The sequence below is a fragment of the Flavobacterium sp. Sd200 genome (assembly GCF_009826935.1).
In the GTDB taxonomy this organism is placed as follows: Bacteria; Bacteroidota; Bacteroidia; order Flavobacteriales; family Flavobacteriaceae; genus Flavobacterium.
In genome coordinates this window covers 285,444-303,465 of record NZ_WUMN01000003.1, presented here as the reverse complement: position 1 = coordinate 303,465, position 18,022 = coordinate 285,444, and the positions used below count along the sequence as shown (strand labels likewise).

Annotated in this window: 9 protein-coding genes; 3 read left to right on the top strand and 6 right to left on the bottom strand. The window is 44.5% G+C overall.

The window, feature by feature from the left end; all coding sequences use genetic code 11:
* Positions 1–25: 25 nt before the first annotated feature.
* The 6 genes from GR160_RS10545 to GR160_RS10520 all read right to left on the bottom strand — a co-directional run bounded on the left by GR160_RS10545 (position 26) and on the right by GR160_RS10520 (position 11,804).
* Complete coding sequence (locus tag GR160_RS10545) at positions 26–1,180, bottom strand: DUF4960 domain-containing protein (protein ID WP_160749832.1); 1,155 nt, start codon at positions 1,178–1,180, stop codon at positions 26–28.
* Between the two features lie 9 nt (positions 1,181–1,189).
* Positions 1,190–2,896, bottom strand: a complete 1,707-nt coding sequence (locus GR160_RS10540; RefSeq protein WP_160749831.1) for a DUF4960 domain-containing protein — start codon at positions 2,894–2,896, stop codon at positions 1,190–1,192.
* A gap of 18 nt (positions 2,897–2,914) precedes the next feature.
* Positions 2,915–4,618 (bottom strand): RagB/SusD family nutrient uptake outer membrane protein, encoded by a 1,704-nt coding sequence (locus tag GR160_RS10535; RefSeq protein ID WP_160749830.1) that lies wholly within the window; start codon positions 4,616–4,618, stop codon positions 2,915–2,917.
* A gap of 4 nt (positions 4,619–4,622) precedes the next feature.
* Positions 4,623–7,697, bottom strand: coding sequence for a TonB-dependent receptor (locus tag GR160_RS10530; RefSeq protein ID WP_160749829.1), 3,075 nt, complete (start codon positions 7,695–7,697; stop codon positions 4,623–4,625).
* Between the two features lie 23 nt (positions 7,698–7,720).
* Complete coding sequence (locus GR160_RS10525; protein ID WP_160749828.1) at positions 7,721–9,037, bottom strand: sugar porter family MFS transporter; 1,317 nt, start codon at positions 9,035–9,037, stop codon at positions 7,721–7,723.
* A gap of 244 nt (positions 9,038–9,281) precedes the next feature.
* Positions 9,282–11,804, bottom strand: a complete 2,523-nt coding sequence (locus tag GR160_RS10520) for a GH32 C-terminal domain-containing protein (RefSeq protein WP_160749827.1) — start codon at positions 11,802–11,804, stop codon at positions 9,282–9,284.
* A gap of 377 nt (positions 11,805–12,181) precedes the next feature.
* Between GR160_RS10520 and GR160_RS10515 the strand changes: the two genes are divergently transcribed.
* The 3 genes from GR160_RS10515 (at position 12,182) to GR160_RS10505 (ending at position 18,021) form a co-directional block, all read left to right on the top strand.
* Complete coding sequence (locus GR160_RS10515; RefSeq protein WP_160749826.1) at positions 12,182–14,914, top strand: substrate-binding domain-containing protein; 2,733 nt, start codon at positions 12,182–12,184, stop codon at positions 14,912–14,914.
* Between the two features lie 220 nt (positions 14,915–15,134).
* The gene (locus tag GR160_RS10510) at positions 15,135–16,538 is read left to right on the top strand and encodes a sugar porter family MFS transporter (protein ID WP_160749825.1); all 1,404 of its coding nucleotides are present in this window, start codon (positions 15,135–15,137) and stop codon (positions 16,536–16,538) included.
* On the top strand, positions 16,447–18,021 hold the full coding sequence (locus GR160_RS10505; protein WP_160749824.1) for a glycoside hydrolase family 32 protein: 1,575 nt from the start codon (positions 16,447–16,449) through the stop codon (positions 18,019–18,021). The genes GR160_RS10510 and GR160_RS10505 overlap by 92 nt, the downstream gene beginning before the upstream one ends.
* Position 18,022: the final 1 nt, after the last annotated feature.

Here is an 18,022-nt window from a genome sequence, read left to right as displayed (position 1 = left end):
CCCGCTAAGTCAAATCGTTCTATTGTTATCGTGTACGTAAATAATCTATTGAATTCCTGTAAATGCCACGGATTACACCTGCATAGGTATTGACCCTGCCATCGTTCATATTCCACTCCATACCACCGGCCCCGATAGCAATAATGGTTCCCGTGTATACCGAGGTTGGTTTGAACTCGATGATGCCCGGGCAGCATTCATCCGTTACGCCACTCCATACCGCAAGTACTTTACCGCCGTACAGGTTTTCAAATTCAGCAAATTGCCCAACTTGGTGACCCGGCCCTAATAACGGTGCAAGGTCCCAAAGGTTGTTGTGGTTTTCTTTGAACCCCGGGTTAATGATTGGGAAGTAACCGCTGGGATCCGTCGGGATAGTCTCAGTAAAATTGTAAATAGGATGGCTACGCTGGTCGTTCTGGAAATTTACCCCACCATCGATCTGCCAGGTATCCGGGTTAACCGAACCTACCCCGTTATCACGGATGGTCAGCAGCCCGCTTTGGTCACGCCCAATCACAGAGGCAAGGGTCGTTCCCATGCCGCCAAGGAGCATTTTGCCGCCTTCAGCCACAAATTGGGTCAGTACATTGCGCTTTGCTATAATATCTTCAGGAAGTGCAGAAGACCCTACATTATCATAGAAGAAGAACAACACATTTACCGAATGCAGTGCCTCAATCGTAAGGTCCGAATAAGGAATATAGATAAAATCACTGCCGTAAGTTTCCTGTGTCCACAATGCCGCTGCTTTTATGTCATCTTCTTCAATGCCATCAATAGTGGCGGCATTGCCAATAAACGCCACCTGATTCGGTAACACACGGGCATTAATAATATAGTGGCGTGTATTGTTGCCCACTTTTGCCGTTACCTCTAAAGGTGAGGTAAGGTCAACAGTACTGCCCGAGGCAGGAAAAATTTCTACGCCTTCCGGAGCTGTAAAAACCAGTTCCACTGCCTGGGGATTGGTTCCCGAGGGTAGTACGAAATTGATAATGCCCGACAGATCGTCAATGGTGGCGGCTGTTTCACCCACTTTTGCCGACTGTATTATATTTAACGTCGTCGGCAGGTCTTCATCGAAATTGCTTCGCTCTTCACACGATACGAGCAGCCCTGTTATCATCAGCAGGATAAATACTCCCGCGCTGTGTAATTTTCTAATGTTCATTTTCATATCGTAGTATTAATCCAATAAATAGTTAATTGCATTACGGGTAAGCTGTTTCACGTTGTTATCGAATTGGTTATTTCCGCCATCGTTAATTTCCCATTCGTACGACGCAGCGCCAACCGATATAATTTTTCCCTGCCAAACTCCAAATGGATGCCACTCTGCTGCAACTACAACGCACATATCCGGTATGAACTGCCAATCCGCCAATATAGTACAGTGGGTCAAGGCCTCGAACTCGGCACCCCTTGGCGTGCTGCAATGCGGAAGTGTAAGGTCAGGGATGCCGCCAAGGTCCCATACCGCATTATGGTCTTCTTTGTAACCATCGTCAAGCAGAGGAATGAAGGTCCAGCTGAAGGTTTCACCGGCAGTGTTTCTAACATTGGTCGGTGTAATATTTGTAAAGAGCGGATGCCCCGTAACATTCGTAGGTTTTCCTACGCTATTGTTCAGACCCCAGTATTCATTGTTCGTAGTACCGGCTCCTGTACCTATTGTTGTAGGGTTGTACGGTATCCGGCCCATATTATCAATATAGGTGTTTGCAAGGCCTGCTATAAACATATTTCCTCCTGCCTTTACAAAGTCACCCAGTATATTTACTTGTGAACCAGTAAGTGCACCGCCAGGCATGTCGCTGGAATCCGTATTGTCGTAGTAAAAGAATATAACCTTTACATCGGCAAGGGCCAACGGTGAAAGATCATCAACAGTTATGTATTTAAAATCTGCCCCATATTCTGTTTCTGCCCAAAGTGCAGCAGCTTTTGTATCGGGTTCGCTGATGCTGCTGATTGTTGCTGCGTGGGCGATAAAGGCTACCTTGTCCTGTTGTACAGACTGGACCGTAACATGGTATACTTTCGTTAGTCCTTCAGAATTGGTCACAGTATAGGTAACCGGCCCGCTGCTGAAATTTTGGGCACTACCCGAAGAGGGGCTCACGGTTTGTCCAGCGGGTAAGGTAATATCCGGCGCAAGGCTCGATAAGTTAGCTCCTGGAGGGAGTACCAAAACAATATCACCAGTGGCATTGTCAATGATACCTGAAGTGCCGTTAATGCTAAAGCTTGTAATTAAAGGAGCAGCTGTCTGTGTTACGTGCACTGTAAATTGCTTTGCTGTATAACCATCATTAGAGGTTACCGTATAAACAAAAGGGTTACTAAAATTTTGCGCGACACCTGATGCAATATCCACCGTTGTACCTTCTGCAATTACAAAAGCAGGGGTAAGATTGGTAATGTCACCGTCCTGGCTACCAATGGAAACGTTAATAGTGCCTGCGGTATAATCGATGATACCCGCGTTGTCGCCAATGGAGAACGAAAGTATCTTGGGATCACCAAAAGCCGCAACAGTGGCTACATAGTTCCTTTTCGCACCATTGGTAGAGCGTACTTCAAAGGTTACCGGGCCTGCTGAAAAATCGATTGCGGAACCCGAGTTTGGTGTTACGGATGCAGTTTCGGGCAACCGTATCTCCGGTGTAAGGCTTGAAAGGCTGGTTCCCGCCGGTAAGGTCATGGTTATGGTGCCTGTAGTGTGGTTGATATCGGCGTATTTATCGCCGATTTTAAAGGATTGGATAATAGCCTGGGAGTAATCCGGCACTGCATCCGAAAAATTGTCATCATCAGAACAGGCCGTAAATATACCGATGCTCGTGGCCAATAGCAGGCACAGGAGGCTGATTTTTGTTTTTAATACTTTCATGGTGTTTGATTTTTTATGTTAATAACCCTGCCTTTGCTGGTAAAGGCCTGAACTTGCATCAATTTCAATTTGAGGTATCGGGAGGAACTGCTCATAAGGGGCAAGTGCCGCACCTTGCAGGTAGGAACGCCTGGTCTGTTCTACCGAGATATATTCCGTTGTCTGTTCTACGGCAATACCCCAACGTACCAGGTCGTAAAAAGTATGCCCTTCATTACCCAATTCGAGCCTGCGCTCCATACGTAATGCTTTACGCGCCACATCCTGTGTAAGCGTTGTTGGATAAGGATTTATAAGGTAGTTCGCAGCATTTTGAGACGGATTGTTAAAGTCCTTCACATAAGGCGAATTTTTGGCCCTGTTCCTTATTTCATTAATAAGGCCAATCCCCGTTGCCACGTCACCGATTTCTATAGACGCCTCGGCTTTCCACAATAGCACATCACTGTATTTAATGATAGGGAAATCCAGGTTACCTAACGCCCACGGGAAGCCTTGGGGATTGGAAGCAGAACCCGGTGAGTTCGGATAGATCATATTTTTCTTTTGGACAAAATAACCATACGTCGCCGGATCCCTGCTCCAGTTTGCCTGTTGTGGCATTGCCGTCCAGTTTTTCCAGGTAATTCCTGGCCTTCCAATGGCGTGGTCAAGTCTTGGGTCAACAAGGTCGGTGGCCGTAACATTGGAAGCATTGAAATTATCCAAAAGCGGCAACCCGTTAGCCCCAACCTTAAAGGCATTTACAATGTATTGTGAGGGCTTGTGGAAATCATCACCGTTCAGGTACGGGTGCGCGGGGTCATCACCAGGGCTGTCAGGCGAATTTAGCACATCGCCAAGATTCACGTTACCATAGGTTGTACCGTCATTAATTGAAAATTGTATGGCAAAGACGTTTTCACTGTTGCCGTAGCCGGGATCGGAATAAAGGCGTTCAATATTACTAACCAATGCGTACTGGCCAGAGTTAATCACATAATCGGCCGATACAATAGCCTCTGCCCATTTACTTTGGAAGATTTTCGCCTTGCACAGGTACGCATGTGCAACGACCTTGTTTGCCCTTCCCAAATCTGCTTGTGTGTTGGGCAGCCTGTTGATGGCATCAGTAAGGTCACCTTCTATTTTTGACCAGATAAATTCCGTGTCAAAAGTATTCGGGATACTGTTAAAATCAGCAGCAGGGGTATTTTCATCATACCACACGATAGAACCAAAATTCTTCATGGCCTCAAAATAAAAATGGGCACGCAGTACTTTTAGCTCGCCTATACGTATGTTCTTATTGGGAAACTCCGATTCGGTTTTCTGGCTGATGGTCCTTAAGGCCGTGTCGACCCTTTTAAGGCCAAAATATAGGGCCCTCCAAAGGTTATAGGCGTTTTCACTCGAAGGGAAAAGGTTATGGGTTTCCAGCTGGTGCATGCCACCCCCGGGGTTATCCCCGGTGCCACCGCCACCTTTATAACCGTCACCGCTACGTATATCACTGAAAGCCCAGTTGGAAGGGGCGTGGTCAAAAGGACGGTCATCACGTCCTTGGCCTGTATTAAAACGGTAGTCTAATGCACCATACGCCGCGACAACAAGCTGCTCGGGGTCAATGTTGCTCTCAGAAAGCACATTGTATTCGCTTACCTTAAGGTCTGCATCGTCTGTACAGCCCTGAAATGATAGCCCCAGCGCGATGCCTGTAATTATAGTTATATACTTTTTCATCGTATTAGAAAGTTGCGTTTATACCAAATGTTACTGATTTTGTATGCGGGATGCCGTAACCGGCTACGCCAATGCCCCCAGCTCCTAAGCCCGAAACTTCATAGTCAAAACCGGTGAAAGATGTGATTGAGAATAGGTTTTGGGCCATTAAATACAGGCGCAGCTTTGACAGGCCTATAGCTTTGGTAGGCTCAGCGCCCAGTGTGTAGCCCAATGAAATATTCTTAAGGCGTACATACGATCCATCTTCAACATAATAGCTTGAAGGCTGTAGTTCGTTATTACTATTTAGGGTAGAGAGCGCCGGGATGTTAGAATTAGCATTTGAAGGCGACCATGCATCCAGGGTGTTGGTACCGTAATTGTAGCCGAAGTAAGCGAAGTCGCCAAGGTAGCGCTGGGTATTGTATACGTCATTGCCCTGTTTTCCGTCAAAGTACAGTGACAGGTCAAAACCCTTGTACGCCCCATGCAAATTAATACCGTAGATAAAGTCCGGGTGAGGGTTACCAATGATTGTCCGGTCTTCAGAATTAATCACCCCGTCACCATTAATATCCCTGTAACGGATTCTACCAAGTCCTTTGCCAGGTTGATCGGCATGCACCGCAACCTCTTCCGGTGTCCTGAAGATACCGTCGGCTTTAAGCCCATAAAAAGATGCTATAGGCGCACCGGCGCGGGTTATGGAAACTCCATTCAATAAGAAGTTGGACTCCGTATCCAGGCTTTCTACATTATTTTTGTAGGTTGAAAAATTTAAGTCAATCCCGTAAGTAAAATCCCCCTTATTGGCACTCTGGTAGCTCAGCACAGCCTCAAAACCTTTATTGGTTACAGAACCGGCATTGATTGTTGGCGGCTGAGACTCTCCCGAAATAGACAAGGCGATTGGGTTAAGGATCAGGTCATCGGTATCTTTGATGAAATAATCGGCGGACAGGGTTAACGTGTTGCCAAAAAAGCCCAGGTCAAAGCCTGCATTGTACTGTGCGGTTTTTTCCCACTTGATATCAGGATTGGCCTGCCTTGTCTGAAGGACACCTCCAATCGAACCAAATCCGTCGCCGTCAAGGTCGTAGTCAGAATATTCTACAACGTTACCCACCGTGTTATTAATGAAGCTTGAAAGGTATAGGTAATTACCAATCTGGTCGTTACCGTTAACCCCCCATGAGGCGCGCAGCTTTAAATTAGATATTACCTTGCTTTCGCGCAGGAACTGTTCATTATTGGCAGTCCATGCAACTGACGCTGCAGGAAAATAAGCATATTTATTCGATGGGCCAAAACGCGAAGAACCATCGCGCCTGATACTTCCTGAAATGATGTAGCGGTCGTCAAAAATATATTTTGCTGACGCAAATTGCGATAGCTTATAGGCTTCGGCTTTACCCACTACCGTTTGGAATTCAGCGTCATCGCGTACAACGTACGCTGGCCCGGTAATATCCACACCACGTACTAAGTCAGAATGGAAATTATCCTTCCTTCTTGTGTTTTCCACACCAACCAGGGCTGTAATCCTGTGCCTGCCAAAATTTACCTCGTAATTCAGGCGGTTGGTAAAGATAGTAGCCAGATAGTCATTATCGGTTGCTTCGGTAGTAATATTCTGAAAGGTTGAAGGAATTGCGCCGTTGACAGAAAAGGCTTCTGACGCAGTATTAAATTTAAACGTCCCATAATCAAAATTTAGTGTGGTATTGAAGGTTAGCCCTTTCACTATGGCGAGGTCAGCATAGACATTACCTAAAATACGTTGGTTCTCCTGTTTATTATTCCGGTTACCCCACAGGTTAGCCAAGGGGTTGGGTTTATCCTGGAGGCCGCCCGCAAGTGGCGCTGCGTAATCACCCAAGTTGGTATACACCGGTATCAGTGGATTTTGCAGTACAGCATTTTCAAATTCATTCGCTTTTACCTCATTGAATTTTGAATACAAAAAGTTTTCGCCAATGGTAAGCCTGTTTTTAAATGTCTTGAATGAAGCATTCACACGGGCGTTAAGCCTGTCATAGCTGGTGTAACGCTGTATACCATTATCCTCTACATAGTTTACCGCAGAATACAAACTTAGGCGGTCGGTTCCTAAACGGTAGCTCAGACCGGTGTCGTGCGAGAATGAGTTGTTGGTAATCACATCCACCCAGTCGGTATTGGACGCCGTTTGTACGCCGTTAGGGTCAAGGTACTGCGGGATGGTAAACCCGGAACCATTATTAATTAAAACGGGATGGGTAGGTACGCTGATACCCGCACCCAGCTGCGCCTGGTAATTTACATCGACCCATTGCTGCGCATTCAGTACATTAATGTTGTCCCGTAGCATGTTCGAGGTAAGCTCAGACTTGAAGTTAAATTCAGAGATCCCTTTTTTGCCCTTTTTCGTGGTAACCACGATAACCCCGTTAGCTGCCGAAGTTCCGTAAATGGCTGCCGAAGCACCATCTTTAAGTACTTGTATCGATTCAATCTCCTCCGGATTCAAGGCTGACGGATTCGTAGTCTGAACGCCGTCTATAACCCATAGAGGTGCCGAGCCGCTGTTTACTGTGGTAAGCCCCCTGATGGTAATCTGGGAATCGTTACCCCCTGGCGTACCGCCAGAATTTACCTGGATACCCGGAACCCTTCCCTGCAATGCGGTAAGGATGTTAGGGGTAGATTCCTGCGCCATCTCACTTACGTTTACCACCGTGATAGCACCGGAAATGTCCGCTTTTCGCTCTTTGCTGTACCCCGTTACAACAACGTCTTCCAGCTGTGTGGCAGTATCTTTAAGGGTTATCTCATATACCTTTTGGGTTGTAACGGTAAAAATGGAATCTTCAAAACCGATAAAGGTAACCGTGATTTTGTCACCAACCGATGCAGGCAATTGGAATTTCCCGTCAATGTCTGTAACGGCGCTCTTATTGTTGCGGCTGTTAACCAGTGAAGCGCCCGGCATACCCATGCCGGTATTGTCTTTCACCGTACCGCTGATGGTGCTGTCCTGTGCTGCACAGACCAGGCTAAACAGCAGCATACCCAGCAGCCATATGCAGCTTTTGAATTTAATGTAGTATTTACTCATTTGTTGAAATTTGGTTATGTTTATTATTTTTTTCTCAGGCTCTCATTAATGTTCTCAAGGGAGATACCTTTGGTCTCCGGCATCATGAAGATCACAAATAGCAATTGGAAGACCATCATGACGGCAAAAAAGATAAATAAGTTTCCGGCTCCTATAGTTGTGATCAGAGAAGGTACCAGTGAAGGAATTACCGCCGCAAGGACCCAATGCACAGAACTGCCAAAAGCCTGTCCCGAGGCCCTGAGGTGGTTGGGGAATATTTCAGCGATAAACACCCAGATCACAGCGCCCTGTCCGATAGCGTGCGCCGCAATAAAAATGAAAAGGAAAGCAGGTACAGCCAATCCGGACCATTGGTATGTAAATGCCATTGCTACCAGTGACAAGGAAACGATGTAACCTATTGAACCGATAAACATCAATTTTTTCCTACCCAGCTTATCAATCAGTACCACGCCAATAAGTGTGAATACGAGATTGACCGCGCCAATGCCCATACTGCTTAAAAGGGAGGTTTCGGCGCCCAGTCCCGCCTCCTCGAAAATCCTTGGAGCATAGTACAAAAAGGCATTGATACCTGAAAGCTGGTTGAAAATTGCGATAAGGAATGCCAGCATCAGCGGGAAGCGGTATTGCTTGTGAAATATTGATTCGGTAGCGGAAGCGTTTTTATCATCCTGCTGCAGATCACTAATCAGCACCTCAATATTCTCACCACTGTGAAGGGTCGTGAAGATGGTTTTGGCTTCCTGTTCCCTTCCTTTTGATACCAGCCAGCGTGGGCTTTCAGGAATGCGGGTTACCAGCACTAAATAAAGTAATGACGGTACAACTTGTACACCCAACATCCAGCGCCACGCATTCTCCCCAATGTCACTAAGAAGATAATTTGAAAGAAATGCAAGCAGGATACCCAATACAATATTAAACTGGTAGAATGCTACATAGCGACCACGGTCTTTTGCAGGTGCAATTTCAGATATATAAGATGGGGCAGCAATAGTTGATGCGCCGATGCCCAAGCCTCCTAAAAATCGGAAGAAGGCAAAAATATAGGGGTCGTTGGCCAAAGATGAACCTATCGCGGATATTCCAAACAATACTCCAATGATGATCAGTGTTTTTTTCCTGCCTAAACTGTTGACCGGTATACCCCCAAATATGGCACCCAAAACGGTTCCCCATAATGCCATGGCCATCACCACAGAACCATGGAAAAAGTCGCTGGAATGCCAAAGCGTTTGAAGCGCTTTATCGGCACCCGAGATTACGACCGTATCGAACCCAAATAAAAACCCCGCAAGAGAGGCAACAATAGAATAAAAAAAGATTTTCTGCATGATGGTATTGATTAATAGCTCAAATTACCCCTTAATTATTTGTTAATAAATTTAAGTTTGGAACTATTTGCTTCGATTTTGAAACATTTTATTAAATAACTGATTTTTAAATACTTGAATTTAATTAAAACGTTGTAGTATAAAATTTAATTTAAATTTTGATACATATATGAAATATTGTTACAACGTTATAGCCAACTGCTTGGTCAGCCCCAAAGTGGCTGTTAGTCAAAAGTGCGCAACTTTACTTTTTAATTACCTTGATGCTAAACATTTCTGAATTTATATATCCAACTATAAGGTAAAGCCCAGGCAGCGGATCAACCCCACCCTCGGCAGTTCCATCCCATGTTATGATATTGTGGGCAGGGTTCAGAAACCCTTCAATTTTTTTTATTGGGACACCTGTATTGGAGACAACATAAGCATTTACAAAAGCGCCACCTGCAAGGTCTTCAAAACGCAGGTTAAATTCATGTTCTGAAGGGTTAGGAAAAACGTTAATGTCTATCGTTTTTTTTTCATTGGCCATTCGTGATGCTGATACAACGCCTGTACCTTCCACATTATAAATGGTCACGCTCGATGCACCCGCAGTACCGCCTTGCGCGTACAAGTCAATCCCATTACTCCCCTCCGAAGGGAAAACTCTTGTGGCAAAAGCAAGTTCTTCATTTACAAAGACCTCAATTACCGAAGCATCTACGAAAATACGCCAGTTGATTGTATCACCGGGAGGAAGGGCATAGGCAGATGCTTGGTTACTTTTAGGAACGCCACTCAGAAGGGATGAATTGCTGCGGTCAACTACAAAGCTGCTGGTATTATAATCGTAATAAATCAACGTCTTTTCACCTGTAGCTGCACCATTGTGCAGCGAAAAGCCAACTTTGGTTGCCGATCCTTTTTGTAGCGATGCCACGATCTCATACTGGGAACCGGTTGCACCATTGAAAGCATTTGGAGCAGCAGTACCAAAGCTAAGGTTGCTGAAACTCTGCGATGCACCCCGAAGGCTTAGTAAATTAGGGTGCGGAACCTGGACAATTTTGTCGTTTACCAATGTCCATACACGCGGAAGGCTAAAGGTATGTGCCCAGCCCTGTTCTTTTTGTTTGGCGGTTGATACCCCATCCGCAATAATGCCAATAGCAGTAAGGTTTCCATCTGCATCTGTATGTATCGCAGGCGATAGTAGTGAGTTGATAACATCCAGGCGCTGTGGTGTAACGTTATCCCTCACAAACTGCGAACCGTTGAACGTCCCTGTCCAGTAGAGCGCATTTGCATTTGGCAATTTATTGACCAGGAGTATGGACTTAGAGCCGAAATTATAGTATACCGGCATTTCCCAGAAATCACCGCTACCATCACTGCCAGGTGTGCCTTCGAGCATTGTCCCTTGCTGGGACCATTGTGTAAAATCCTCTGATGTTGATTTATATAAGAAAAGACCACCACGGGATACCCCATTACGCAAACCGGTACCTACCATCATATACCAGTCGTTGCCATTCTGAAAAACAAAAGGATCCCTAAAATCAGCGTTTGCCATTGTGGTCGGTGCCTGGGAAATGATCGCATTAGTGTTTTTTGTCCATGTATCATAAGGTGCGTCTCCTGTTGCAAGGCCAATTGCGGCTTTCGTTTTGTTAACTCCTGTATAGAAGATATAAGGAATGCCATTCCTTTCTACAGCATGCCCGGACCAAACACCAACTTCGTCAAAACCTGGTGTAGGCCATAAAACCTGGGTTTTCTCCTCCCAGCTCACAAGGTCATCACTTACAAAATGTCCCCAGTTAAGGTGTCCCCAGTACGGCCCGTTAAAATTCCGCTGGCTGAAAATATGGTATTTACCGTCAAGATAGATAAGCCCATGGGGTTCGTTGGTCCAGGCAGCAGTTGGCATGGCATGGTATTTTGGCCTGTGGAAGTCACTCGCAAAACGCTGCTCGATAGGAATTTTCAGGTCGGGTGTACTTGGGCTCGCCGCAGCGTACTGCGCCTGCAGCTCTGTAGTTGTAAGCGTCCTGGCCCACACAACAACAGCATCAATGGCGCCCGTAAGCCCATTGGTATCGAAAGTTGCATCCGTTTTTACTTTTGACTCCTTACCGATAAAGACCGGGCTGGCAGGGCTGTATTGAAGGTCACCGGGAACAAATGAAATGGTCTCGACCTCCACACCATTAAGGTACAGCTTAGCAGTACCCTGTAGAGCGTCCACATTCAGTGCTATAAAATTCCACTCCTTTAAAGTGACATATTCATCCGAAAGTATTTGAAGGATAGCCGCCCCAACCTTGAACTGCCCGATGATCCTTCCGTGGTGGTTGATACCTAAAGCAATACCGGTGCTATTCGTAGGATTTATATTTGAAAAAATTGAGGCGTTGGTATTTTCAGTTATAGGGTCGGCGTCTTTTCTATGCAGCGGGAATGCTGAAGGGGCAATCCAGCCGGAAATACAAATACCCTTGGCAGGATAGCTCGCAGCCGGTGCGCCGGTAGCCCAGCCATAATAACCGTTAACCCGCAAGGCCTGGCCTTCCACGCCGGCAATACGCTCTGCACTTCCCAGAGAAGGATCAATCGAAAGGGCTGTGCCCGTCTTGGATTCTTTAACCGATTGCCCGCTTTCTTCGTTAAAGTCAAACATGAGTACAACATTAGGGTCGCTGGCAACCGGGGGCTTCGCTGCATCTTTGGAAGAACTACAGCCCAAGGTGGCAGCACCCAGTAAGAGTAAGTATACGTTTTTCATTGTCTTAAATTTTTTATAAAAGTATCGAAGCACATTAGATTATATCTTTACTCCTGATACATCGTTGTAGAAAATTATAACGCAAACTTAAACGTTGTAGTTCAAAGCGATAGCCTGACCAAATACGCGCATATTTTACAATTTTAATGGTTTAAAACACCCACCTTTAAAAATGTAACATGCCATTTTTACACTTTTTATACATTAAATATACCATTTGGCGAATCGCTTAACAAATGACTGTTCAAACGATTGCGACAAATTGTACACACTTTTCACATAAAGGATACAAATTATTATATTAAAATTAATTTTGAACAATTATTGCACATCAGGCGGTAGAAATTAATTTAAATTGCGTATTATAAAATCTTAATATGCGCAGTTTCATTTTATGGCTAATTATTACGGGGGTCCTGGCCACGCTTATCTCGTGTGGCAAAGAACGCGAAGGGGATGATACGATTTCCATAGCCGTATCACAGGCTATGTCTACCGATGATTGGAGGCAGCAAATGAACCGTTCTATGAAAGTTGAAGCCTCCCTGAGGCCTGAAGTACATTTGGAAATTATCGATGCGAAAAACAGCGTCGAAAAACAGGTGCAGGATATTGAAAGTTTCATTGCGAAAAAAGTCGATGTGATTATCGTATCACCAATACAGTCAAAACCCCTTACTGCCGTGGTCGAGAAATCAATCCGGGCTGGCATACCGGTATTAGTGGTAGACCGTAAAATTGAAGGAGAAAACTATACGGCATACCTCGGCGCGGATAATGTCGAAATTGGGAGGACAGCAGCAAAATACATCGTGTCAAATCTTAGGGGATCAGGAAACCTTATTGAGATTACGGGTGCCACCGGCTCTTCACCTGCTTATGAGAGGAGCCTCGGTTTTAATCAGGTTGTCCGCGCAAACAGCCATGTACACATCCTTCATACCATTGCAGGAAATTGGGAAAAGGAATCCGTAAAAGAACCGTTAACCAAGCTGTTAAGGGCTAACCCCAATATTGAATATATTTTTGCACATAATGACCGCATGGCCTTGAGCGCCTGGGAAACGGCGAAAACCCTTGGGCTGGAAGATAAAATTAAATTTATAGGTGTTGACGGACTCAATACCCCTAACGGAGGCATCGAGTTGGTTAAAGACGGAATGCTACAGGCAACAATCCTTTACCCTTCAGGCGGAAACGAGGCCATCAGGCTTGCCCAAAGAATTCACAATAAAGAGGCAATATCAAAAAATAATATACTAAACACTATCCTTATTGATCACTTTAATGCAGAGATCATAGAGAATCAGATGGATAAGGTAGATGAGCAACAGTCCGTCATTGAATCACAGCAGGGAGCCATAAAGGTACAAGAACAGGAATATGCATCCCAGGGCAACCTTTTGCGCCTGCTCTCATTATTCCTTGTAATTATTTTCAGTCTCGCGTTATACAGTGTGTATTCTACGGTATCCATCTCAAGAAAGAAGCGCCAGCTGGAAACGATAAACCATACCGTAGTTTCTCAAAAAGAAGAAATAGAACAGATGGCCGAAATAGCGCGACTGAGCAATGATGCAAAGCTAAATTTCTTTACCGGCCTTTCACATGAATTCAAAACTCCGATTACACTGATTATCAGTTATGTGGAATCACTCATTGACGAGGATAAAATCAAGGGTACTAAACTGGCACACGAACTAAAGCTCATTCATAATAACAGTAACCGTTTACTCCGTTTGATCAACCAGTTACTGGATTTCAGGAAGATTGAGGAACACAAGTTTTCAATCCGGGCAACCGAAACAGACCTATGCCAATTCTCGCGTGATATGATGGGGAATTTCACGGGGGAAGCCAAAAGGCGTAATATTGATTTTACCCTTGATTGTCCTTCCGGTAAATTGGATGCCTTTATAGACCGGAACCTTATGGACAAAGTCTATTTCAACCTATTATCCAACGCTTTCAAATTTACACCGGACCATGGTACCATTGCTATTAGTATATACGAGGAAAGCGACAACGTGGCATTGCGATTTAAAGATTCCGGTATCGGGATACCGCAGGAAGAGATAGCATCGGTATTCACTGCCTTTTTTAAGGCATCAAATAACCAAAAGAACAGTTCTGGTATTGGACTGCACCTTTCAAAAGAATTTATAGAGCTCCACAAGGGAACCATAGAAGTTATTGCCGGAGCCGGCGCCGAATTCATCATTAAACTGCCTAAAGGACATCACCATTTTAATGAAAATGAGGTAGGCCTACAATCTGAAGACGACTATAAAGTAGCCGGTTATATACTGGATAGTCAGACGTATGATATCGCTGAAAAGCTTCCTGCAGCAAATAATGAAAACTATTCGCTCTTAATCATTGAAGACAATACTGACCTCCTGAATTTTTTAAAAAATAAGTTATCTACCGAGTATACTGTCACTACTTCAGATGGCAGTGATGCTTTGGAAAAAGCCCTTGAAACGGTACCGGACATAATAATCTGTGATGTAAACCTCGCCGGTAAGGACGGCTTTGAGATAAGTAAGCAGCTGAAAAAAGACTTACGGACCTCCCACATCCCAATTATTATCCTTACAGCATTGGGCAATGAGGAATCGATGATAAAAGGCCTGCAGTCAGGTATAGACCAATACCTGACCAAACCTTTCAGCCTGCCTATAGTAAAACAGTCCTTGAGCAACCTCCTCTACAACAGGGAAAAATTACGTTATTACTATACCAACAATATTTACAAAGTAGAGCCTGAAACCAAGTTTGGTTTTCCCGAACAGGAATTCATTACCAAAATGAACGGTATTATATTCAACAATATGGATAATTCTGATTTCTCTGTGGAGGAGCTGGCTGAAAACTTAAAAGTATCCCGCGTACAGCTGTACAGAAAGGTAAAGGCAATACTTGGCATGAGTATAAGCGACCACATCAACAACATCCGTCTGGAGCGGGCAGCAGAACTCCTGAAAACAAATGATTTTACCATTTCTGAAATTGCTTACACGGTAGGCTTCTCCAGTCCTAATTATTTTTCAACAGCCTTTAAACATAAGTTTGGATATTCTCCTAAGGAATATAAGTCCAAGCTGTAAAAAACGTTTGAGAAGGATATTTGAATGGTAACGAAATCGTATTTTTTGGTTATAAGACGCTACAGTTTATGCATACACAGCGAACTATATCGTTTTAATCAACTGCCTGACAGTTGATTAAAACGATTAAAATAATTTCAAAACTTTTTTCGGCTTAGTAACATTACTTAAAGCCCCCGTTTAAATTATCCGATACTTTAGCGACAATAAATGAACCCAAATGAACAAAATTTTTACATGTTCCCTAATAGCGACTGTGCCGGGCTTCATCTTCGGATTTGATACAATTTTAATTTCCGGGGCTGACCGTCAGTTGCGTGACCTTTGGCAGTCTTCGGCTATAGTACATACCTCTTTGGTGATGTCCACGGCTTTATGGGGGATTGTTGTCGGTGCCCTTTTCGGCAGCCTGCTTTTAAATAGCATAGGCAGGAAGAGAACACTGACATGGATCGGGGTTTTATTTGTACTTTCGGCATTAGGATCTCTTTTATCGAAGGATCCGTATACTTTCAGTCTGTTTAGATTCATAGGTGGCTTAGGGATTGGGGCATCGACCCTTGCCACACCATCCTACATATCTGAAATTGCTCCCGCTCGTATACGTGGACGCAATACCGGCTTATATCAATTGAATATTGTAATCGGAATACTTGCGGCTTTCCTTGTTTCAGCGGTACTTGAAAACAGCGCCCCCGAAACATGGCGCTGGATGCTCGGCATGCAGACGCTAATGGCACTATCCTTTACAGCGGCAACCTTGTTACTCCCTGAAAGTCCTAAGTGGCTTTTCGTGATGCAAAGGGATGCTGAAGCGCAGCAGGCATTGGAATCGTTGCGAAGTAGTGAACTGAGTGAGGAGGCTAACAGTGAACAACTTGAACGCATGGGCAGCTATGAGACCATTTTTATGAAAAAGTACAAATACAGGGTACTGCTTGCCTTCTTTATAGCCTTCTTCAATCAGCTTTCAGGTATTAATGTACTGTTGTATTATGCCGGCGACTTGTTTGAAAGCGCAGGTGTAGGAGAAAACGCAACTTTCCTTAAAGTAGCGATTGGCATCGTAAATCTCATCTTTACAGTGATCGGCTTATTTTTAATCGATAAGGTTGGTCGAAGGCCGCTACTGCTATTGGGCTCAGTAGGTTACATTACAAGTTTTGGATGTGCCGCGGTAGCTTTTTATTCGGGATGGGGGAATGCAGTACTCTATATCTGTCTTGCAGTATTTATGGCATCACATGCTATTGGGCAGGGTCTGGTAATATGGGTATTTATTGCAGAATTGTTTCCCGTAAATGTTCGGGCTTCCGGACTGGCTTTGGGAAGCTCAGTGCACTGGATACTCGCTGCGGTAATTCCTTCAGCGCTTCCGCTAATCGTAAACGGTGTCTCCCCCCAAACCGTGTTGCTGTCTTTTATCGGTATAATGGCCTTTCAGCTCATTTTCGTAATATTTGCAGTGCCGGAGACTAAAGGGAGGACATTCTACAGGGCTAAAACAAACCATAATAATAAACACTTTCAAAATGATAAATATAAAAAAACTGCTACCCCTGGCACTGAGTTGTATCTTCCTTCAGCCGGCAGCACTACAGGCGCAACAGCAACAAAGCGCTGAGGAAATTCAATATAGGCCTAACTTTCACTTTACACCAAAAGCAAACTGGATGAATGACCCAAATGGCCTTTTTTATTCAGAGGGCATTTACCATCTCTATTTTCAGTATTGGCCCTATGGAAATGTTTGGGGGCCTATGCATTGGGGACATGCTACCAGTAAGGACCTTATAAAGTGGGAAGAGCAACCTATAGCATTATATCCTGACCGGTTTGGCTACATATTTTCAGGCAGTGCTACTGTTGACCTTAAAAATACTTCCGGATTTGGGGACGGCAAAACGGCTCCTGTTGTCGCAATATTTACCTATTGTGACCCTAGCTTAGAAAAAGCGGGAAAGGATGCCCAAAGCCAGGGTATAGCATACTCATTGGATAATGGATTTACCTGGTCAAAGTACGATGAGGGTAATCCCGTAATCAAAAGTCCAGGCATTAAAGATTTCAGGGATCCTAAAGTTACCTGGGACAGCGAGCATAACCAATGGGTGTTAGTACTTGCGGCGCAGGATAAGGCGCAATTCTACAGTTCTGATAACCTGAAGGACTGGAAGTACCTCTCTGATTTCGGAGTGGGTATCGGAGCGCACGGTGGTGTATGGGAATGCCCGGACTTGTTTCAGCTTAAAGTAGAAGGCTCTAACGAAACCAAATGGGTACTGTTGCAAAGCCTGAACCCCGGAGGTGCAAACGGCGGTTCAGGGACACAATATTTTATAGGTAATTTTGATGGAAAGACCTTCAGCCTTGACAAATCATTTGAAGATAAGATAATAAACGGAAAGGCAGCCTGGCTGGACTACGGCCGCGATAATTATGCCGGGGTTACCTGGAACAACGTTCCTGACTCAGAGGGCAGGAAGATAATGATTGGCTGGATGAGCAACTGGGATTATGCTACCGTAGTGCCAACTCAGGGATGGCGAAGCAGCATGACAGTGCCCAGAGAATTAAAACTGCAAAAATTTAACGGCAGCTACAGGCTACTCACAGCACCTGTAAAAGCAATTGAGAACTATAGTTCAAATACACTTGTTAAAGAAAAGATTAAGGTAAAGGATATTGTAACCCTTGCTACGGGCGAAACAATAGATTTTACTGCTGTTGATATACAGGCAGAACTTAGAAACCTCAAGTCAGGGATCTACAGTTTTGTACTTTCCAATGCGGCGGGCGAAAAACTTACTTTTGGATTGGACAACAAGGGGCAATTCTTATTTATTGACAGAACAGTAGCGGGGAAAAAATCATTTTCAGAAAAATTTGCCAACACGGTAACCAAAGCTGTCCTGGACAAAGTCCAAAAAGAAGGGAATTTCAGGGTGTTGTTAGATAAGACTTCCATCGAAATTTTTTATAACGACGGTGAAACGGTACTAACTGAAATCTTTTTTACATCCAAACCTTTTGACAAGCTTACCATTACAGGGCCCGGTGGGGAAATAAAAAAAATAAAATTTAACCAATTAAAGTTCAATAAATAAA